Origin of the sequence: Shewanella sp. SM55, assembly GCF_025654025.1 — a bacterium.
Taxonomy (GTDB): Bacteria; Pseudomonadota; Gammaproteobacteria; order Enterobacterales; family Shewanellaceae; genus Shewanella; species Shewanella oncorhynchi.
Genome location: NZ_JAKKRS010000016.1, coordinates 42,149 through 63,231 on the forward strand (window position 1 = coordinate 42,149; position 21,083 = coordinate 63,231).

General features: G+C 44.3%; 19 protein-coding genes. 8 read left to right on the top strand and 11 right to left on the bottom strand.

All coding sequences use genetic code 11. The features are described from left to right. Nucleotides 1–149 precede the first annotated feature (149 nt). On the top strand, nt 150–2,270 hold the full coding sequence (locus L5L91_RS18010) for a putative bifunctional diguanylate cyclase/phosphodiesterase (protein ID WP_173497730.1): 2,121 nt from the start codon (nt 150–152) through the stop codon (nt 2,268–2,270). Nucleotides 2,271–3,071: 801 nt separating this feature from the next. Here L5L91_RS18010 and L5L91_RS18015 read toward each other — a convergent pair. Then, nucleotides 3,072–3,692, bottom strand: a complete 621-nt coding sequence (locus L5L91_RS18015; protein ID WP_173497731.1) for a tRNA-uridine aminocarboxypropyltransferase — start codon at nt 3,690–3,692, stop codon at nt 3,072–3,074. 226 nt (nt 3,693–3,918) lie between these two features. Between L5L91_RS18015 and L5L91_RS18020 the strand changes: the two genes are divergently transcribed. Further along, nucleotides 3,919–4,752, top strand: a complete 834-nt coding sequence (locus tag L5L91_RS18020) for a hypothetical protein (protein WP_173497732.1) — start codon at nt 3,919–3,921, stop codon at nt 4,750–4,752. Nucleotides 4,753–4,922: 170 nt separating this feature from the next. On the opposite strand, the gene L5L91_RS18025 is transcribed toward L5L91_RS18020, so the two are convergent. Next, nucleotides 4,923–6,131, bottom strand: a complete 1,209-nt coding sequence (locus tag L5L91_RS18025; RefSeq protein ID WP_263237347.1) for a multidrug effflux MFS transporter — start codon at nt 6,129–6,131, stop codon at nt 4,923–4,925. Between the two features lie 113 nt (nt 6,132–6,244). Between L5L91_RS18025 and L5L91_RS18030 the strand changes: the two genes are divergently transcribed. Further along, a complete protein-coding gene (locus L5L91_RS18030) occupies nt 6,245–7,216 on the top strand; it encodes a LysR family transcriptional regulator (protein ID WP_263237348.1) in 972 nt (323 codons plus the stop codon). Nucleotides 7,217–7,299: 83 nt separating this feature from the next. On the opposite strand, the gene L5L91_RS18035 is transcribed toward L5L91_RS18030, so the two are convergent. Next, entirely contained in the window at nt 7,300–9,171 is a 1,872-nt protein-coding gene (locus L5L91_RS18035; protein WP_263179142.1) for a methyl-accepting chemotaxis protein, read from the bottom strand. A gap of 376 nt (nt 9,172–9,547) precedes the next feature. On the opposite strand from L5L91_RS18035, the gene L5L91_RS18040 reads away from it, so the two are divergent. Next, nucleotides 9,548–9,895: a hypothetical protein gene (locus L5L91_RS18040; RefSeq protein ID WP_113940287.1), complete on the top strand. Its 348-nt coding sequence runs from the start codon at nt 9,548–9,550 to the stop codon at nt 9,893–9,895. Nucleotides 9,896–9,917: 22 nt separating this feature from the next. Here the strand turns inward: L5L91_RS18040 and L5L91_RS18045 are convergent, their stop codons facing one another. Together L5L91_RS18045 and L5L91_RS18050 are read right to left on the bottom strand one after the other, a co-directional pair. Beyond that, nucleotides 9,918–11,396 carry a DUF4145 domain-containing protein gene (locus tag L5L91_RS18045; RefSeq protein WP_173248168.1) on the bottom strand — a complete coding sequence of 493 codons (1,479 nt, stop codon included), beginning with the start codon at nt 11,394–11,396 and terminating at the stop codon, nt 9,918–9,920. A gap of 33 nt (nt 11,397–11,429) precedes the next feature. Then, nucleotides 11,430–12,137, bottom strand: coding sequence for a hypothetical protein (locus L5L91_RS18050; RefSeq protein WP_105250588.1), 708 nt, complete (start codon nt 12,135–12,137; stop codon nt 11,430–11,432). 190 nt (nt 12,138–12,327) lie between these two features. Between L5L91_RS18050 and L5L91_RS18055 the strand changes: the two genes are divergently transcribed. Next, complete coding sequence (locus tag L5L91_RS18055) at nt 12,328–12,858, top strand: DUF2780 domain-containing protein (RefSeq protein WP_168827259.1); 531 nt, start codon at nt 12,328–12,330, stop codon at nt 12,856–12,858. A gap of 100 nt (nt 12,859–12,958) precedes the next feature. Next, nucleotides 12,959–13,420 (top strand): TerB family tellurite resistance protein, encoded by a 462-nt coding sequence (locus L5L91_RS18060; RefSeq protein ID WP_263237351.1) that lies wholly within the window; start codon nt 12,959–12,961, stop codon nt 13,418–13,420. A 178-nt stretch (nt 13,421–13,598) separates the two neighbouring features. Here the strand turns inward: L5L91_RS18060 and L5L91_RS18065 are convergent, their stop codons facing one another. Both L5L91_RS18065 and yjeH read right to left on the bottom strand, forming a co-directional pair. After that, entirely contained in the window at nt 13,599–14,423 is an 825-nt protein-coding gene (locus L5L91_RS18065) for an HDOD domain-containing protein (protein ID WP_131525752.1), read from the bottom strand. Nucleotides 14,424–14,711: 288 nt separating this feature from the next. After that, complete coding sequence (gene yjeH / locus L5L91_RS18070; protein WP_113940284.1) at nt 14,712–15,974, bottom strand: L-methionine/branched-chain amino acid transporter; 1,263 nt, start codon at nt 15,972–15,974, stop codon at nt 14,712–14,714. A 251-nt stretch (nt 15,975–16,225) separates the two neighbouring features. Here yjeH and L5L91_RS18075 point away from each other — a divergent pair, with 251 nt between their 5' ends. Further along, nucleotides 16,226–16,657, top strand: a complete 432-nt coding sequence (locus L5L91_RS18075; RefSeq protein WP_006079646.1) for an Lrp/AsnC family transcriptional regulator — start codon at nt 16,226–16,228, stop codon at nt 16,655–16,657. Between the two features lie 269 nt (nt 16,658–16,926). Here the strand turns inward: L5L91_RS18075 and nrfD are convergent, their stop codons facing one another. The 4 genes from nrfD to L5L91_RS18095 form a co-directional block, all read right to left on the bottom strand. Continuing rightward, entirely contained in the window at nt 16,927–17,868 is a 942-nt protein-coding gene (nrfD, locus tag L5L91_RS18080) for a cytochrome c nitrite reductase subunit NrfD (protein ID WP_105250593.1), read from the bottom strand. Beyond that, the gene (locus L5L91_RS18085) at nt 17,865–18,551 is read right to left on the bottom strand and encodes a 4Fe-4S dicluster domain-containing protein (protein ID WP_105250594.1); all 687 of its coding nucleotides are present in this window, start codon (nt 18,549–18,551) and stop codon (nt 17,865–17,867) included. The genes nrfD and L5L91_RS18085 overlap by 4 nt, the downstream gene beginning before the upstream one ends. A gap of 4 nt (nt 18,552–18,555) precedes the next feature. Further along, nucleotides 18,556–19,020, bottom strand: a complete 465-nt coding sequence (locus tag L5L91_RS18090; RefSeq protein WP_105250595.1) for a cytochrome c3 family protein — start codon at nt 19,018–19,020, stop codon at nt 18,556–18,558. A 76-nt stretch (nt 19,021–19,096) separates the two neighbouring features. Next, a complete protein-coding gene (locus L5L91_RS18095; protein ID WP_105250596.1) occupies nt 19,097–19,573 on the bottom strand; it encodes a DUF2726 domain-containing protein in 477 nt (158 codons plus the stop codon). Between the two features lie 410 nt (nt 19,574–19,983). Between L5L91_RS18095 and L5L91_RS18100 the strand changes: the two genes are divergently transcribed. Continuing rightward, nucleotides 19,984–20,952 carry a LysR family transcriptional regulator gene (locus L5L91_RS18100; RefSeq protein WP_263237352.1) on the top strand — a complete coding sequence of 323 codons (969 nt, stop codon included), beginning with the start codon at nt 19,984–19,986 and terminating at the stop codon, nt 20,950–20,952. Nucleotides 20,953–21,083: the final 131 nt, after the last annotated feature.

Genomic DNA, 21,083 nt, shown 5'->3' on the forward strand with positions numbered 1-21,083 from the left:
AACTACACTTTTTAAGTTTCTATTTGAGTGAAACAACAATTAGGTTTATTTTTAACCCCATTGGAATGATGTACTATTGGGCAACTTCGTGTTCAACGAAGACCTAAAAATGGGATGTGACTATTTTGCGTCACAAGGGAGTATCCTGAATGATCAGATGGCAACACTTACTTAAGAAACTCAGTACAGATGATCCTGTACTGCAAGAAAAGCTGTCTCTCTGGCAAGCACATCCCCATAGAACCCCCTTAGCCTTAATTCAAGGCTTTAGCTTTATTAGTGCCAACCAAGCCACCCTCAGTTATTTTGAGACTGAATACGATGCTTTTGTGAATGCAACTCCCTATGATTTTTCTCCGAGGATCCAATCTTCAGGCCGCAATAGTGTTGAATTTGCGCGGGAAATGATCCTTGAAGCCATTGCAGGCAATAATGTTGAATTCAACTGGCTGCACATGAGCCAACAAGGCAATGAACTGCCGACTCGAATTAATCTCTATCGCTGTTATCTGCAACAACAGCCCGTTGTACTCGTTGAATTACAAGCTCTTAATCGCCGCAATCAAATGCGCGAAACGATTTCTGATGGTTTTGCTCATATTCCCAAAGAGATTTTATCGACCACGCTCGAAGAAAGTGCCGAAGCTGTGTATATCACTGACACTGATAATCAAATTTTGGCTGTCAATAAAGCCATGTGCCGTATTTGCGGCTATAGCGCAGAGCAGCTCATCAGTAAAACCCCTGAATTTTTAGAGGTAAGAACCCATAATATGGGGGAAGAAACCGAATGCCAAATCGCCTTGAAACAAAGGGGATTTTGGCAGGGCGAAACGTGGAAAAGACGTTCAGATGGCAGTAACTTCCCTGCTTGGCAGAGCAGTCGTAAAATCGTCACTGAAGATGATGCTCATTATAATGTGAATATTTTCAGTGATATTAGTACTAAAAAACTATTAGAAACCCAGCTAACAACTCGGGCTATGTACGATACCTTGACTGGATTACCTAACAGGTTCCATCTCAAACAGATCCTCAATAGTGCCCTCGAAAAACTTAAAACTGATCCCCTCGCACTGGGGGCGTTGATGTTTTTAGATCTCAATGGTTTCAAGAATATCAATGACAGCTTCGGTCACTCCATGGGCGATAGAGTATTACAACTCGTCGCCGCCCGTCTCGAGGCGGGTTGTATCGAAAAAGCCGATATAGCCCGTATGGGAGGAGATGAGTTTACCTTAGTGCTGCAAGACTGTAGCTGCAAAGATGAAATCCAACTGTTTGCAGAACAGATTCTCAGCTTATTTGAGAGCCCCTTTGAAATTGAAGGCCAAAAGTTCTTCCTCGGCACCAGCATAGGCATTGCGCTATTTCCTACCCACAGTAACCAAGCGGGACAACTGATTAGTCTTGCCGATACTGCCATGTATTGCGCTAAAAAGAGCTTACCGCATCTCGTGTTTTACGATAAGGAAATGAGCCTAGCAGCCGAGTTAAAATTACAGTTAATCAATAACCTAAGGCATGCGCATAGCCTAAAACAATTCACTCTCGCTTATCAAGCCATAGTCGATTTACACACAAATCAAACTATTGCTGCCGAAGCCCTGCTCCGCTGGCAGAAGTCACCGACAGAATATTATGAAGCTGCCGACTTTGTGCCATTGCTTGAGGAAACAGGATTAATTGTCAGCATTGGCCAATGGGTATTAGAACAGGCCTGTGTACAAGCGGCCCTCTGGCGAGCACATTATCAACCCGACTTTAGAATTTCAGTCAATGTGTCACCACTGCAATTAGAACACTTAGATTTTATCGACCAAGTGATAAATGCCTTAGAAATGGCGAAATTACCCGCCGAAGCACTGATTTTAGAAATTACCGAATCGGCATTGTTACGACAACCGGAGCAAGCACGACTCACACTCAATCGTATCAAAGCGTTAGGTGTCAGTATTGCCATCGATGATTTTGGGACTGGGTTATCGTCACTCAGTCGCTTAGGGACTTTGCCGATAGACAGCGTCAAAATTGATGCCGAGTTTGCCTTGCGCTTAAACGAAGTCTCAGGACAAAAGCTCTGCAATGCTATAGTGCAACTCGCACAAGCACTCGACATTCACTTCGTCGCAGAAGGTATTGAAACTCAACAACAAAAAGACATAATGACTGACATGGGCCAAGGTTTCGCCCAAGGATTTCTATTTGGCTACCCGAGTTCAGTCGAAAACTTCACCCAAGCCTTTCTTGCGGAAAAACGCTTAGCCTAGAACAGATTTAGGACTGCCGATGTTCGCATCGGCTCGATAATCCGACCGGCGTACCGAATTAACGCTCTCAACGTTTACAACGGAAAACGAAAGATTCCGCTAAGGTTTTATCGAAATATTTTGATGGGTCGCGAACGAAGGGGAAAGATTTTCTTGCAGAAAACATATGATTTAAGCTCGATAGCCCTGCCAGCACACCATTTACTAATAGTTATGAATGGAATAACTCCCCTGCAAAGCCAGTGATGGCCTGGCAAAGCACTCTCATCATTATCAACAAAAACACCATATTTAAAGCTCAATAGCCCTGCCAGCACGCCATTTACTAATAGTAATGAATGGAATCACTCCCCTGCAAAGCCAGTGATGGCCTGGCAAAGCGCTCTCATCATTCTCAATAAAAACACCATATTTAAAGCTCGATAGCCCTGCCAGCACGCCATTTACTAATAGTAATGAATGGAATCTACTCCCCTGCAAAGCCAATGATGGCCTGGCAAAGCGCTCTCATCATTATCAATAAAAAAAACCATATTTAAAGCTCGATAGCCCTGCCAGCACGCCATTTACTAATAGTAATGAATGGAATTACTCCCCTGCAAAGCAATTGGCTGGCAAAGCTATCTCATCATTTGCTGCGCAAATGAATCCCAGTTATTAAACCGTATTTCACATTACGTTAGCGTGATCTGAATAAGATTTTGACTATTTTAATTCGTACGGAGTCTCAAAAACTCAATAACTTAAAAGCACTAATTCATACCTAAAACATCTAAGACTCAATAGCCTTAACCCCATCAACTATACCTTACCACTGGATTCATTTGAGTTCTGATAACGAGCCTGCACTGTACTCGGCATCGCCTTAATCCGCAGTTCCACCATAGCATCAAATGCCATCATTAACGGCTGAACATCAAGGGTAGGATCGAGGGCGCTTAACATATAAGCGCAAGCTTCTAAGGTCGATAAACTATCGCTACGACTCGATTTACGGATCCGATAGCGCGATTCATAACCTTCAGCCAAATGCACCGCAGGATACTGGGTTAACCAAGAATTCAGCTGCAGCATTTTGAATGCCTTACGCCAAGTGCCATCGAGCAACAGCAATATACAATCAGGATTAATATGTTGCTGTTCAACACTTACACTTAACGCAGAGGGATAGACGAGATAAATAGGCTTATTACACGCCGCTAAATATTCCCGTAAACCTTTGAAGTCAGACTCGCTTTCACCCACATAAACTTGCGTTTTAGGTACAGCAAGACTCAATACCCGCACACTATTCTTCTTATGTTCGACTTCACTCGGGTGCTGTAAAACCACCAACTGAGTCATTGGAGAGATAGGCTGAACACTCGCACATAAGCAAGCATTTTGCGGATAACGACAGATAGAACAATAAAAACGCGACAAAGGCGCAGTCCTCTTAACTTTAGCCTAAAAACTAACACAGCTCACTCAAATTCAATATGCAAGACGGTTTAAGGCTCTATTTTTCAAGCTGTTTTTTTGTTGAACTTTTGTGACAACATCGTATAGTGACACCAGCAAGAACGCTAAGGTCAATAAGTTAAAACTGCTAACACTTAGCATTTATTATACTTTTCTTGCTTTCAGTACCCACAACAAGGACGATAAAATGGACAAAAGACTGATCAGTATTGCGGTTGTATTCGGATTATTGAGTACAAATACATTTGCAGCCACAGACAAAGCCTACCAACATGATGTCAATATTAACTATGGCGCCTCAAGTGAAGCATTTAGTGATGGCGGCTGGAGTGCTGACTATCGCTACTATTCTACCCCAGTTAGTCAAGATTCTGCGCCCTACGCAATAAGTGGCTTTTTAGCACAAACATCTAATATTGGTGGTAATTATAGTTTTAATGATGATTTAGACTCTTATGCTGTCAATGGAGAATATGTTTTCGCATCTAAATGGTTTGTTGGTGCAAATTACTTCAATCTAGATAATGATTTCTATAATGCTAATACTTATGGAATCAACTTAGGTTATTACTTTAACGCTACCTCGGCTGTTTATGCTAGCTACTCCAGTAGTGACGGTGATTATGATGCTGGATTTGGATCAAAAGGAAATTCTGACAATGATGCGTTCGGCATAGGAATACGCAGTTTTATTCCTTTGCAATCGACAGCAGGTATTGATTTGCAAGCAAACATCTACTACAGCCAGTCTGATAATACGCTAACTAACGGCCCTAACGGTCAATATAACAATAGCAATAACAGTACAATTGTAAACTTAACTGCTGATTGGTACATGACTCGCGCTTGGTCTATCGGCGCAAACTACAGTATTCAAGACGATAAGGACCCTTACAGCATTAATACTGCTTATCACTGGCGTATTACAGACTTAATATCCGCTCGAGCTGGTATTGCCAAGTCATTTGAACCCGATTGGGATGGCGTTGATATTTCACTTAGTCTCAACGGCCGCTTTTAAATAAAAAATGCCCGCAGCTTGTGGTTAGCAAGACTGCGGGCAAAGGGTTTACAGAATATACTCAGCAGCACTGATTTCACAAACAGCCCTGTTTACTCTTGAAGCATCGTCATCACAATCGATCATATGATGGGTCTAATCCCGCTTTATCGCTCCTGAACTCAATACTACTAATGCTCGCCAACTAACTGCTCTTGGTGCCAGTGGTCGAATCGACTCAGCGCCATCATCAACAATAAACCGATAGAAAACACGCCCATGACGAGTGCCACTGCATAAGGTGCAGTTAAATTCGTTTGCTGTATAAGTCCAGCTAAAACGGATGCACCACTCATCTGAATAAAACCTAGCATAGCCGCGGCAGTCCCCGCTCGCTCACCGAAAGCTGACAGCGCCATACTCGTCGCAGGGCCGAGTAAAAAGGCAAATCCCACACATAACAACATCATAGGTAACATGAAGTTAAAAGCTGCTGCCATCCCTGTATTTGGACCAAACTGTTGGCCCGCCACTGTCGCCACTGAAGACAGAACGAGTAAGGACAGAGCCAAAATAACCGTTGGACGATTACCCAGTTTGCGAATGACGATCGGTGCCGCAAAACAGGCCACGATATTGAACACAGCATTGAGACCGAATAAACCACTAAACGCCAGCTCAGAAATCCCTAAATGCCCAATCAACCACACAGGCGCATAAGACACATAACTCAAAATAGCCGCCATAGCAGACATACAAGCAAAGGCATAAAACAAAAAGTGGGTGTTACCGAGTACAGGTTTGAATCTACCCCAACGGTAAAGTGGGCCAGTAGTAACAGTGTTGGCTGGACGAGTCTCAGGTAAGCGATAACCAACAACGAGCATCATCAACATGGCATATAACGTCATGAAAACGAAGGTTGAACGCCAGCCGAATTGCATCGCTAACAAGCCACCTAAGGTTGGTGCTAAAGCTGGGATCACGCAAATCGCACCATTTAAGTAACTGTAAATTTTAGCGCCTTCTTTTTGTGAGTAGCAGTCGCGCACCGCACTAAACACCACGATAGAAGTTGAACAGGCGGCTAAACCTTGCAGCACACGAGCAATCTGTAACCAATGAAACTCGATGGCCGCGGCAGCGAGAAGACTACTTGCGCCGTAGAGAAAGACCCCGAAAATGGCCACAGGACGGCGGCCATAACGGTCGGCTAATGGCCCAATCAACACTTGGCCTAAGCCCATGGCGAATAAAAACAATACGAGTGTGGATTGAACATCACTGGCAGATACGGCGAATTCTGTCGCCATAGTTGGCATTGAAGGTAAATAAATATCGATGGCTAATGGGCTGAGCAGCACCATAGACATCAGGATAGGTAACAGATTGCGCCGCATAAATAATCTCAGTTGATCAGGGAAAGGTATTTCAGTGGGCGCTATTTTAATTAACTCAAGGTATGAACAGAAATGGTATAATTTCCAAAGTAAATTTCCTCTGAGGAATATCTGTGAATATCGACAACTTAGCCAGAATCGATTTGAACTTGCTGGTCATACTCAAAGTGCTGCTAGAGGAGCAGAGTGTCACTCGCGCCGCCAGCCGATTACATATAAGTCAGTCGGCCCTCAGTAAGAGCTTAAATCGACTCAGAGAAACCTTAGATGATCCCCTATTTCAGCGCACGGCGCATGGCTTAAAACCCACCGCGCACGCCCTCATTCTTGGGCAAAAACTGCCGAATATATTGCAAGACTTGTATCAACTCACTCAGCCTCCGACCTTTAATCCTGCCAGTAGCAATCGACAATTTTCTTTTGCCATGGTGGAAAGCGCCTATGAGACCTTAATCCCATATTTTATCGGCCCTATGCTGACCACGGCACCCAACGTCAAACTCGATTCCTATGTCTGGACCGAAAAATCGATGCAGGATTTGCAGCAAGGGCAAATCGACTTTGGTATTTCAGGGCGGGATTTGCATCCACTGTCAGATTTTCAAGTAGATCGTCTGCCCGAAGGGATTGCCTATCAAACATTATTTACCGATCAACAAGTCTGCTTAGTGCGAGAGGATCACCCGCTGATGGCGGCGCTCACCTCAGAACAATGGAATTTACCCTTTTACCTCGATATGGCCCATGTGCAGGTTCGTTGTGAAGGTAGTGATTGGTGGGCACTGGATTACTTTCTTGCCGATCTTGGGCATAGACGCCGGATCAGCACGACTGTACCCGACTTTTATGGTGCCGCCAGCGTTTGCGCCCACAGCAATTTAATCTTCACTCTGCCGTCGAGCTTTGCCCGCCACGCCTGCCAACTTTATCCGCTCAAACAACTGCCACTGCCTTTCGAATTTATGCCAATGGCCTATGTGCTGTTATGGCATCAAAGAAATGATGAAGATCAAGGGCATAAATGGATTAGAGAAACCATTTGTCAAAGTGTGGCTAAGTTATTCAATCCCACAGAAATACTTTAACACGACAAAAACGGCCAGTAAAAAGCTCGACAAAGCAAAGGCTTTATCGGGCTAATATCGAGACAAACAATTAAGAATAGCGATTACAGAATAAATGTCGCGACTTGCGCATTCAGATCATTAGCGCGAGCTTTTAAGCCCCTCGCCTGTGCCAAATCTGCCATGGCCGATGCGGTAATCTCATCGGTCACATCTTTAATCGCAACCGTATTCTGGGTTATTTCACCCGTCACTTGAGTCTGTTCTTCCGCTGCGGTAGCAATTTGGCCTGCCATATCTGAAATCACATTGACCGCTTGCGTAATCTCTTCAAGGGCTTTCGCCGCCGCATTGGCATCCTCTACGCTATGACCCGCTAATGCTTGGCTGCTTTCCATCAAGCTGACTGCTCGAGCGGTAGTGCGTTGTAGCGTTTCAATCGTGGTATGTACTTCCTGAGTCGAATCCTGTGTACGACGTGACAGTACTCGAACTTCATCGGCAACGACCGCAAAGCCACGACCCTGCTCACCGGCACGCGCCGCTTCAATGGCTGCGTTAAGCGCCAACAAGTTGGTTTGTTCAGCAATCCCTTGAATCGTCGCCAGAATACTCGAGATAGACTTAGCGTGACGACTTAAATCGCCGATGACATCCGTTGCTTGAGTCACTTCATCGGCGAGTGAATTAATCGAGTTACGAGTTTTATTCACTAACTCTTTACCCTGTAAACTGCTCGCTGCAGACTGTTGAGCCGCTGTTGCCGTGTTCTCAGCATTGGCTGCAATCTCATTAGTCGCACTCGCCATTTCAGTTACCGCAGTCGCGACCATAGCGACTTCTTGCTGTTGACGTTGTAACTCCGCAACTGAAGTTTGCGTGGTGGTAAGACTACGTTCAGCATCGGCATCTAACTCATTCGCTAATTGGCGAATATGGCTGATCAGCTGATGTTGACTGCCCACAAAGCGGTTAAAGCTGTCGGCAAGCACGCCCACTTCATCTTGAGTATCGACAGAAATACGTTGAGTTAAATCACCATTACCATCGGCAATACGCGCAAGGGCTTGCGATACTCGACTCAGAGGACCCAGTAACATGCCAACTAACCAAGAAATGGCTAATACACTCAGCAACAGTACGAGTGCAGAGAGACCCAGTTGAGTGAGTAATAGGTTAGACAATGGCGCTTCTAGCGTTTCCTTATCAAGCACTAACACTAATTCCCAATCTGTATTAGGGATATCAACGCTCCAGACTAATTTGTCACGTCCTTCATTTTCAAAATACATAGGCAACAGAGTGCCCGCTGCACGGCTCTGTTCCGGTAAGTTGCGATTAAGCTCGTTGTCGATTTCACCTATAGGTTTCATCGTCTTAGCTTGGTCTTTATAAGCGATCACTGTGCCGTCTTTGTGCATCATGATGGCATAACCGTTTGCCGGTAACTTCATCCGATTAACACCGTCAACTAGGCTTGCGATAGATAAGTCACCACCCACAACACCTTGTGCGGTAGGCTGTGCCATAGTCACAACCAGAATGTTATAGGCAACATCCACGTAAGGTTTTGTCAAAATAAGACCGCGCTCACTGATGGCTTGTTGATACCAAGGGCGGCTGCGAGGATCATAGCCCGTACGATCAATACTCGGATCAGAATCCAACATTTGCCCAGCTTGAGAGCCAAAATAGGTCAGCTGAAAACGGCCCGATGCCTGTGCTTGTTGAAGTGTATTGAGGCTGTCACCTTCAACTTTATTCGCCAGGGCTCCCATAATATCTTGGCGGCCAGCCAACCATTCTTGTATCCGCTCAGCCTGCTGTTCACCTAAGCGCTGCACTTGTTCTAGGCTGTTTTGTAACAGTTGGGATTTTTGGCTGGAATAACTTTGCCATGACAACAAACCAATCACGAGTGAAAGGGCTGCCACGACAGAGAACAGAATTTTTTGCTTGAGCGAATATGAGTTCATGTTGGCGTCTAATTAATTAACAAAGCAGTGAAACAAGAGGGTGTTTGAGCGGGTCGAACGAATATTTACAACCAATATAATAAGGCGGCTAACTGAGTTAAAACTGCAGTTAAATTTGAGCTGAATTTTCTCATATTATGTACAGTTAGCAAAGAAATTGCTCAGATTTACATCAAAAAGATTTTAGCAAACACATATAATTAACCAACCGTTATTCGAGCAACAACATATAGATAGACATGCGATCACATATCAAAGTAATGCGCAACACCAAAATGGCCTCCCGAGTAAAATAAAGTAAATTAATCAAGATTAACGTGACCTATACGCACTCGCTATTGCACACTAAATGTCCACTGCCTATCGAGGAGTTCTTATGATTTTTCAACAGTTCCAACAGAGCCCACTGCAGACCCGAATTTCTGGCCCACGGGCTTGGTTAGCGATGGCAATTAGCATTAGCCTAATTTGTTTATCACTATTTTTATTGCCCTTCGTGCTCTTATTTGGCGCCATTGCGCTCGGTTGTTTAGTCCTATTTAGCCGTTTTTATATGGCACGTCAGTTGGCTAAATTTAATCAGGCTCAGGCAAACGCAACGCAGCATGCCCACGCGACAGAGGAGCCGCAGAGTCAGGTTTATGGATCTGACACTATTGTTAGGGAATCTAATGCGACACGCCATCAAGGGCGCACTTTTGAGCATAAAGAGGATGAACACTAGTTCAATCGAAGCAAAACTGCGCTCAAGCGAGTAAGGTCTGGGCGCGTTTAAGGCTATGAATTTCGGCGGGATCTTGGGTTACCTCAAGCACATTTTCAATCTGTAATACCAGTGAACGCCACAGAGGCTCGATAATATCCGCCTCTTTTTTATTGGCATTTTGCCGTGCCAGCTTAAGTAAAGCCGCAGATCCAACGACATCAATTCGCCCTAAGATACCGTCGGCCAGTGCCATACTCAGCTCAATCATCGCAGGCACACTGTGGCTATATTTGATCACTTGGCGCAAATAATCCTCAGCTTGAGTCAAATCACTGCCAAAGGCATTGTCATCATTGAGCATATGCTGCGCCCGCGTGAGCATAGCATCGAGTTGTCCTTGCTCGGCAGCTTCGGCCATCCAATGCTCACTGGCAATCATATCTCGAGTACAACCATCTCCATTGGCAAGCATTAATGCTAAATGATACTGGGCATGGGGATAACCTGCTTGTGCGGCTTTGCTTATAAAATGATAGGCTTGAGTTAAGTTCTTTTGCTGGTAATGCAACACTCCTAAATTCGCCATCGCTTCGGTTTGCTCGCCATCTGCAGCACCTTGTAAGTATTGCTGTGCTAACTTGCTGTCGGGTTGAAACGACTCACTGCCTACAAGATAAAAATATCCCAATAACGCCATCGCATTGACCACACCTGCTGCAGCTGCAGTGGCAATGATCTGTTCACCTTTAGCCACTTCTGGCGCGCCTTGATAACCGTGGATCAGTGCTACGCCATGCTCATGTAAGGCTTCCATGTGCTTAGGTGCCGCAAGGGAAAACCAATAGGCCGCTCGGGCAAAACTGTCAGCTGCGCTAATGTGAGAAATGGTATTTAGAGGTGAAACTGTGGATAAATCTTGGCTTGATATAGCTTCGGCTTCTGCCGCAAGTTCTTGCTCTTTGAGCAGTTCTTGTTCTTTCAGTATCAAAGCCTTGGTCTTAAACGATATCCCCACCAAATACTGCGCTTGCGGGTCATCTTCCATCACCGCGCGGTAGCATAAGTCCCTCACCGTCATTGCGTCAGTCGCTTCATAACAGTAGTCAGGGGCAACTCGACCTTTAACCTTAGGATACAAGTGCTCGACTAAAGTCAGGACATCTTTAATGGATTTTTGCGCTAGCGCGAGTAATTGTTCTTGGGTGAGATGGTATTTCTCAGGATGAGCGCCGCGGTTACCGTCGGCACGCAATCGATGCAGGGCACGAGTGGTCTTCACATCAATCACGCGCCGCTGATTTAGCTGTTCGATCCTATCGTATAAATTCGGACTCGAAAACGCGATTTGCTTATCTTGCCCCAGTAACTCTGTAAGTTTATGGGTAAAACTGCGAATGTGCAGTAGCGACTGTGTCGGTACATCCTGCACATAGCTTTTCGCCTTGAGGTAATCATCACTCAAGGAGACCGAAAAATCGTGGATAAACTCACTATCCTTAATGACTGTTTTCGTCCCCATGAGTGATTCCCTGCAGGCTGAATTGATGTTGCACTATTCGACGCTTGGTTTTTTCGACACCATATATAAGCGGAACAAAGCGACGTTAACGAATAATCCAATAAAAGACATAAAAGTATCCGCTAACATTTGCACAGGTAATCCGCCCATGGACGCTAACCCAGAAAGCTGGCTACCTATGACGGAGAGTGGTAAATATAACATCAATAATGCAATGGTTTTCAGTACGATAGGGCCACTAAAACTAAAACTACCCTTAATCGCTTCTAGCGGTGTTAAGCGCTCAACCACAACCATAAAGTTCACATAGGCTAAACGCGCAAAGAGATAGAAGCTAATTACCAATCCTACCAGCCACACAGGACCGAAGGCGGCAAACAGCATCACTGGTGCTAAAATCGCTAGACCAGAAAACACCCCAGCCAATAATAATGGTGGAACAAAAGGTAAACTCGCCTTCAACACCACTCCCGCTGAAGGACTATGCCCTTGTGAGCGCAGTTCTAAAAACAGAGTCAAAGCGGCAATTAATACCGAAAAAGTAAGTAGTAACAGCATCATGGCGATCATATGCGGCGCGCCAAACTGTGGGTTTTCTAGATCAACTTTACTCATCTCTATACCAAGCCATAACTGGATCCCCACTTGGATCAAGAGTAATGGGATCGTCAGCATAGCGAGTTGCGCCAGATGATTACGGAAGAAGTTATAGGCTTCTGACAAAATTGCGGATAGTGACATGCGACTTTCCAAATAATTGAAATGAATTAACACTTAGAATTGCCGCTAAGGATACCGAAAATCCCTTGGCAATGCACAGTAGAAATCACCAGTGTGAACCGTAAATCACAGAAAACTACTGCAACAAAAGTGACAAACCCGCTAAACTGTCCAGCGAACTCGTGCGCAAACCATCAAAGGACGCTTCCATATGAAACACACTCTGACCTTCTCTATCCTCCTCAGCACTTGTATTTTAGCGGCGCCCGCCAGTGCAGGCTGGTTAGATAACTTGGCAGGAACTCAAGCCAAAACTGAAAAAGCGACCACTACAGCAGCGGCAACTCAGTCGAATGATTTAGTTGGCAGCGTCATGTCACAATTGGGTTTAAACCAAACTCAAGCCGAAGGTGGCTTAGGCAGTTTATTAGGCTTAGCGCAATCAAGCCTAGGAACAACCGACTACTCAAAACTGGCTGCCAGCATTCCTAATGCCGATAGTTTGCTCGCCGCCGCGCCTAAATTGGACTCAAAATCGGGTGTTTCTGGCTTATTATCCAAAGCGGGTGATTTAGGTTCATCACTGCAAGGCAGTGCTATGGTTTTAGACGCCTTTGAAAAATTGGGCATTTCTAAAGATCTAGCAATGCCAATGATCAACATAGCTAAGTCTTACTTAGATACCAATGGCACTGAAGGCACCTCAGACTTACTGGTGAAAGGTCTGAACTCGCTACTGTAATTCAGTCTTACCTCACCCTAAGCAATACAAGGTTTAGGGTGAACTTTCACTTCCCAATCGACTCTACTTTATATTCCCTCCAGCATGAGAACCGCCAAATATGATTGCGAAATTAAAACGATTTTTTGAAGCTCATACTCAAGCAGTCTCCCCTGAAGACAAGGCACATCAACTTAAACTAGCCGCAGCGAGTATGTTACTTGAAGTCGTATTTGCCGATGAGACCTTAACGGCAGAGGAAGAAGCCTTATTACCTAAGCTGCTAACCGATACCTTATCAATGTCAGAAATAGACGCTAAGATACTGATTGATGAAGCTAAAAGCGTACAAGGCAGCGCGACCTCACTCTTTGAATTCACCTCAGCCATTAACGCTGGATTTAGCCTAGCGCAAAAGCAGCAATTGTTGCTCGCAATGTGGCAACTGGCCTACGCCGATGGCCAGCTATCCCAATATGAAGACCAGATCATTCGACGCACCGCTGATTTGTTGCACCTCAAACACAGCGAGTTGATCCAAATGCGTAATCTTGCCATAGCTGCAACCCAACAAACTGGCTAGCCACATCCGCTATTCAGTCAAAGTGCAAATCAACAAAAGCCCATAAAAAAAGCGTGAATGCGAAACACCTGTTCCCCATTCACGCGATGGTCTTCTTAAGACTAAATTGATATCGCTCTTTGGCTAAAAATATTTTTACTGCAGCCCTACTCACCAAAACACTAAGCGAAACAAAATTCTAAGCTAACGCTTTACCGATCTCATATCCCGAACCGTGTAATTCAGTCAACTTAGTCCTTAGCCCGCCCATCTCCATCTTCAATCCTTTCTTAGTCGCTAATTGAGATAACCAACTGGTTTTCTCCTCATCCTCAATCGTATCCCACTCATCTAGAACTTTGTAAGATAAGCATAATAACGCAGCAAGTTTTGAAAATGGGTTTGAATCCTTAGGGTGGTCTTGATACAAAATGCCTTGCACTAACGCTGGTGTAAACTTCCAATTCTTCGCTAGCAATGCGCCAATATCCGGGGAATCATATCCGAGTAACTCGCGCTCAAACTGATGCTTATCTTTACCCTGCGCCACAGCTTCGGCAATTTTCGCCGCATCTTCAGGCGATACTGCCGCAATCAATAGATCGCCAATACGATGTAAGATACCGCAAGTAAAAGCCTCTTCTGGGACTGCGCCACAACGCTTTGCCATTTCTTGACTATAAAGCGCAATCTCAAAGGTTTGCCCCCAAAACTGGGCTAAATCTATTCCTTCACACTTAGGGACTGCACCAATCACCGCCGATGCGAGCACTAAGGTTCGTAGGGTTTGCATCCCAAGACGCACAACAGCTTCATCGATAGTGCCAACCTCTCGACTGCGTCCATAGTGGGCACAATTAGCAAGGCGTAACACCCTAGCGCTGATTAAGGGATCGTGTGAAACTTTAGTGGCAATGCTTTTTACTGTCGCATTGTCATCATTGACCGCATCTAACAATTCACTGATCGCCTTAGGTAACCTAGGTAACTCATCGACACGATTGAGCAACGCAGCTGAATCCATATTTATTCTCCTTCCGTATGAATGATCAAAATATAGAACACAAGTTATCGCCTCGCTCACCGAGATACATTAAATATCAGTAATGTGCAGTCCTTCGGCAACAAAGCTTGGCGGCCATCAGACTTAAGGTTTACCTCTGTATTTCATTCAATTTAGTCGCACTCAATCATATCCAGTTTCGAAATCCACTAAGCCACACAAAAAAGCCCCAAACTCTTATGACAATAAAGAGTTCGGGGCTTTCTTAATTAACCCATCATGTTGATTGAGCCCCAGAGGGGTCGAATATTACTCAGGTAACGCCAAACTTTGTTTGCGACTAATATGGGTCTTTTGCCACCACAAAAATGGCGCGACCACTAAGATCAACACAAGCACATAGGACATACTTGCACCTAGGGCAAAACCTAATACTAAGCAAAACGCACAACCCAGCGCCACCAGCGGCCAATTGTGCCGTGGTAATAACTTAGCGGCAGCGAGCATAGCCATCAAATAGATCACCACAAATACGCCGTTGCTCCATGCAATAAGGTGCTCTAACTCTTGCCCGGTAAGGTAAGTCAGTACGATCACGCTTGCCATCACAGATAACAGCGCAGCAAGTGCTCGAATGGGCACTCCGTGGGCATTCTTAACGGCAAAGAAGCGCGGTAAAATGCCTTCACAACTAAAGCTCCACACTAAACGTGCCGCACTGGCCGCATACACGTTAACGGTTGCCAATCCACTTGCAATACCTAACACACCAATCACTTGTGCGCCGTAACCACCGAGCAGTTGGTCAAACACGCCGATCATGGCGACACTTTTATCTGTCGGCACTAATAGCAGTAAAAGTGTACAAGCCACATAAATCACGCCCACCAGCACTGTGCCCATCATCATAGCGGGGATCATATCTTGCTGCGGACGACGAAAATCATCGGCAAGATGGGTCATAGCTTCTATACCCAAGAAACTCCAAAAAGCGATGCCAGCGGCAATCATCACGGTCGGCATTTCAGGCATACCATGGCTAGCAAGTGTCGTGAGATGACCTTGCTGAAAACTACTCGCACCAAACAAGACCACAACAACGGCGACAATGCAAAGTGTCAGGCCAAATTGCAGCTTAGCCGACACTTGGATGCCTCTTAAATTAATCAGAAACAAGCCAAAAATCACGAGTATTTCAACACCAACCTTGGACCAACCCGATATCGGTATTAAGGCATTCACAAACTGGAAGGTCATCAAAATCGCGGCCGGTGCCCCCATGGGCACAACCAGTAAAAAGATCAGTCCAATTGTTCGACCAGCAGTGCGACCAAAGGCTTTTTCGACAAAGTAAGCGGGGCCTGCGGCATGGGGAAATACACTCGCTAAACGACCAAAGACCAGTGCCACTGGAATAATGGCCAAGGTTAACAAGATCCATGCGACTAAGGCGCCAGAATGCGCTTTTTCAATAGTCATCTGAGGCAAAATAAATACCCCTGTACCGAGCAAAGTGGTCGCCATTAAACCCGCACCTTGCCAACGACCTATAGTTCCGCTATTTGAATTCATCTGTTAATATTCTGTGGTTTTTGAGCTGTCAGTATAATGAGATTTCGCCCTACAATCTGCCGTTAATTTCAGTGTTCTCCACGTCCAATACCGGCAAAATCGCGGCAAATAACGTTATTTCCATCAAAATGACGGCCAGCTTAAATTTTGGTAAAATTTTAAGCAAAAATACTCAGCAAATTCTGTGGTTATTCAAACCAATGGCAAAATAACACACAGATTCAATATAGCCATTTTCACTGGAGTCACCCTTGGATAAATTCGATACGGCCATCATTCATAGTTTGCGTCAGGATGCGCGCCAGAGCGTGTCGAATATCGCCGAACAGGTCAATCTATCCCGTAGTGCGGTTGCCGAGCGCATAAAAAAGCTCGAACAAACTGGAGTGATCCGTGGCTATCAAGTGCTCTTGAGTGAGTCGCAAAAAGAAGGAGTATCGGCTTATTTCGAAATCCAGCATCAATGTCCACGTTGCGCCGACGTGGTACACGTATTCCAAGCGATCCCCGAAGTGATTACCTGCCGTGGTATTTCTGGTGATATGGATTTACTCGTGTACGTGCATGCGCCCTCGATGCGCCGCCTGCATGAGATCCGTGAGTATATCGACACTCACACTGACATCATCAAGATCAAAACCCATGTGGTAATGAGTGAATGGATTAATAACCTCGGCGAGTAAATCGTGCCTCCCTAAAACAAGAAACGCCACCCTTAGGAATAAGGTGGCGAGGCCCGTTTGGAGGCAGGGCAAAATATTGAAGTGTAAAATATGGCATCCTTGCCCAGCGACCTCCCTGTTACACAACCAACCGCGGCTAGACTTAACCCTTGAGAGCTCAGCCAGCGCCGCAAGGGCCTCATCTACAATGTTTTCCTTTGACATTGTTTCCGCGATCCGTCGATTCCATTGATTATTATGATTTTTTCGTCATTAATTAACGGTACGCATTAAGCGATCGTCATTTGTCCTGTATAGAGTATGAAGTTACGTAGCAGTAATACCCCGATCAAGCTCAAGCAAGCCGTCCCCGCCACGTAGGCCCATTTCCGTTTAGATGTCGCCGTCATAAACAGATTCATCGCCAATGGTCCAGACAAACCGAGTCCAATAATACCAAGCCAGAAAATCCATCCCCAGAAGCCATACCCTAAGGCATTAAAGGCGGCAATTTTACTCTGTCCACCTGTTAGCACTAAGCCCATAAAGAAGGTAAAAATCAGCACGATTTCGACTAAAATCAGTGGGATTTCAACCTTGTGGATAAAGTGCACCTCTTTGTCATTAGGTTTGCCATTCATCAACACGCCACCGAGTAAAGATGATGCCGCACCGGAAGACAAACCAGATGCCAAAAACAGCAGAGGTAACACAGGGTTTTTAAGCATGGGATAGCCTGGCAAGGCCGAGAGCAGGAAGCCTGTATACGCGCCCAATGCCAAGGATAGAATCACGAGCAATCCTGTAATTGTCGCTTCAAATCGAGCCAATAATGCGGTCAACTTAAGCACAATAGGAAAGCGTGTTTCACACCAAGCATCAACAGGTTTACGGAAGGTTAAACCAATCCACATAAACATGAATACTTGGTAAATCAGCAGAATAAGCACGCCCATCGACATGACAGATTTAGGGTTGTAGAACACCAAAATCTTCCAAAAATCGAGAGGTTTAGTTAAGTCTGCGACCAATATCCCTAACCCGGCCATCACAGCTACAGGCGCGACAATACAAGCGGCTCGCACAAAACCAGACTGATAGGCGTTTTGCTTCAAAACAAAATGTTTCAACAGTACGGCGAAGAACATGGCTCCCGCAGATACACCTGCTAAAAACAGGTAAATTGCAATCGGCCAATGCCACACTAAGGTATCAAAATGTAGGGCACTCATAGTATCACCTCCCCTGATTTTGCAACGATACGGAACAATTTAGGTCTCGTTCCAAGATCAACCTTAGTGCGCTGGGTTGGATTAGACCGCAGAACTTGAACAACCTCAGAAGTCGGATCTTTTAAATTACCGAACACGAGTGCCTTTGTTGGACAAGCAGCAACACAGGCAGGTTGTTTACCTTGAGCTAGGTTAGTTTCTCGGCAGAAATCACACTTATCCGCCGCATGGGTGACAGGATTAATAAAACGGACTTGATAAGGACAAGCTGCAATACAGTATTGGCAACCTACGCATTTCCATGCATCGACAGAAACGATACCCGTTTCTTTATCAATAAATGCAGCTCCAGTTGGACATACATTTACACAGGGCGCGTCTTCACAATGCTGACAAGACTTGCGACTAAAGTGATAAAACTGATTAGGGTATTCGCCAAAGGGACCCGCTTGCTTAATTTGAAGCCTAGACACACCTTCGGGTACATTATTCACTTCACGACAAGCCACCTCACACGCTTGGCAACCTATACACTTAGTTTCATCATGAATAAGTGCATATTTGACATCAGGTTCTGCTTTAACACTATCCGATGCATTCACTGTGGCGAGTAATGATGCACCTGTAGCGCCGGCAAATAAGGCACAGGTGCCTTTTAGAAATCTTCTTTTTGAATTTTCCATAACCTTACTCCTGCTTGCCAGTGTGGCAACTGCTACATAGCTCACTGCGAACCTTCGGCGTCATATCCGCCATTGGATCCGTTGGGCTATGTAATTTATGGCAGGCGGCACAAGGCACTTTTTGAGCATGTACGTTATGCGTCCAATCTGCTCCACTGAGTTTTTTCTTGGTATGACACTTCTGACACACTCTCAGCTGAACCGTCAGATCCGACGATTCTTCCATACCAAAGACCACCATATCATTCGGTTTCTTAGGGTGATCGCCCTTTTCTCCATGACAGGAAGAACAGCTCATTTTCATCGCATCTTGACCATGATGCCCTAACATTTGACCATTACGCTTGTGACACTTCATACAAGCATCACTGTTAATTTGATTGGCTGGCTCAGCACTCATTGCAGAAAAGCTTAAAAGCAACGCAGCAGCACCTAAGCGTAACGACCACAGCCATTGTCTTTTGGACATAGGAAGTCCTCACATTTATCCGTAGGAAGGTAAAGAAGGGGTCGAGTTCGGATAATTCCGAACCCGACGGTCAAGATCACACAGCCAAGGCTTGCTTAAGACTCTGAGTATCCCACTGCTTATGCTGGTTCATTTCAATGAAACTGATATTGAACTTGCTAAACAGTTTTTTCAGTGGTGAGTTAGTTTCTTTGCCAAAGTCACTGATAACCATTTTCACTTCAGATGAATCATGGTCGATCAATACATAATCGAGTCGGCATTCATGATTTAATTCCGTATCATGTTTGTCCATCTCAAATACAGTGTCTAATGGCACGTTACAACAAACATCGTATTTACCTTCAACAACTGTTTTTAATGATTTAAAAAAATTGAAGCTTTGTTTATCAAACAATACTGGTTTAAGTTTCATCTCATGATGTGCGGCTTCATCAGGACCTGCTTTAAAAAACTTAATGCAAGTCATGACAAACATCACAAACACGAATGGTACTGCTACGAATAGTACGAAGTACATAAACGCATAGCTGAGAATGACTGAAGTATTCATACACGCCTCCAAAAACTAATTTATTTTTTGTTATCTCCTTTAAAGCAACTTTAGTATTATTTGAAAACACTTATCTTTTCTTGACACATGTCACACTTGCAAATAACAACTTAAATATAAACAATGATTTACACGGCACATCACATTGCAAAATTATGTAAATCTTAAATGCAAATATTGATAATTGATAATTCAGCATTTGCATTTTAAATATGTAAATATCAGTTTTTGAAATTTTAAATTTTATGAAAAACCATTTTAAATATTAAAAATAAAACAAAAAAAACCTTTGATACACATAGATAAAATCTAGATCCAAAACTTGGGATTAGTTTCACATTAAAATTATTAATTAGCACCATAATTAGGCGTTGATTTAAGTATTTGCTCAATATTAAGGAATATAAAAAATGCATATTAGTAACATGGATAGCCTCGATATTCTGAGTTTAAAAATACTTGTTTCATTATATGAGAACAAGTCAGCAACCTATGTATCGAAAGCGCTAGACATTCCAGCTCCTAAAATCAGCCGTAGCCTTAAAAATCTACGGGAAATTTTTGGTGATGAGTTATTTATTCGTCGTAAATATGGCTTATTCCCAAATGAGTTTGCTACTCATTTATATCCAATTGCAAAAGAAGCAATTGAGTGTACTGATAAGTTTCAAAAAGCCAGAATAGCAAACACTCGCCAAGTTAAGACACATGTCGAAATTGCAGCGCCAGGATTAATTGCCTACACCTTTCCTAAAGCCTTGATGCAGGCTATTAAAGAAGAGCAAAAACCCATGCACATTAATATAAACCCTTGGTCTATGCATACGACTCAAGACATTATTAATGGTGATACAACCCTAGGTATTTGTTGCAATAAAAGTGCTGCCGATGTTGCCGCCTTCGGCGATAAACTGCTAACGACTGAATTGCAACGTATGGACAAACTCTACCTGATTGCTAGCAGACATCATCCTATTTTTAAACGGGAAATCACCCTAGAAACGATTGCGGAATACCCCTATGTCAATACGGATCTTGGTAATCCCAGCACCAAATTGAGTCCATACCAAGAGTTTTGCATAACGAATGGCATTAAACTCAATACTGAAATTACCATTACCAGTATTTCAAGTTTGTTTGAATATCTAGGCGAAAGTAATGCAGTCTCCCTATTGCCTTATCGGATAGTTTACGAAATGGTGAGTGATATTCCTGAACTGCATACGTGTCAACTATCGCAGTATGAAGCAGAACGTTTATATGCAGATACAGAAACGCCAACGATTTTCTTAGTGCAAAAAAATCAGCCTAATGCAATCAATGAGGACTTGAAATGGTTAAGCGGAGAGATTAAAAAAATCGTCGATCGTATTATCTAGCCAAGCAATAGCTCAACATATCCAAACAACAAACCACCGATACACGAGGTGATAGGCATCCTCTGCCTTAGCTTAGGCTCCACCTCAGCCCCCATGCGATCCACTCGAGAATTGTTAAACCAAGCATACAT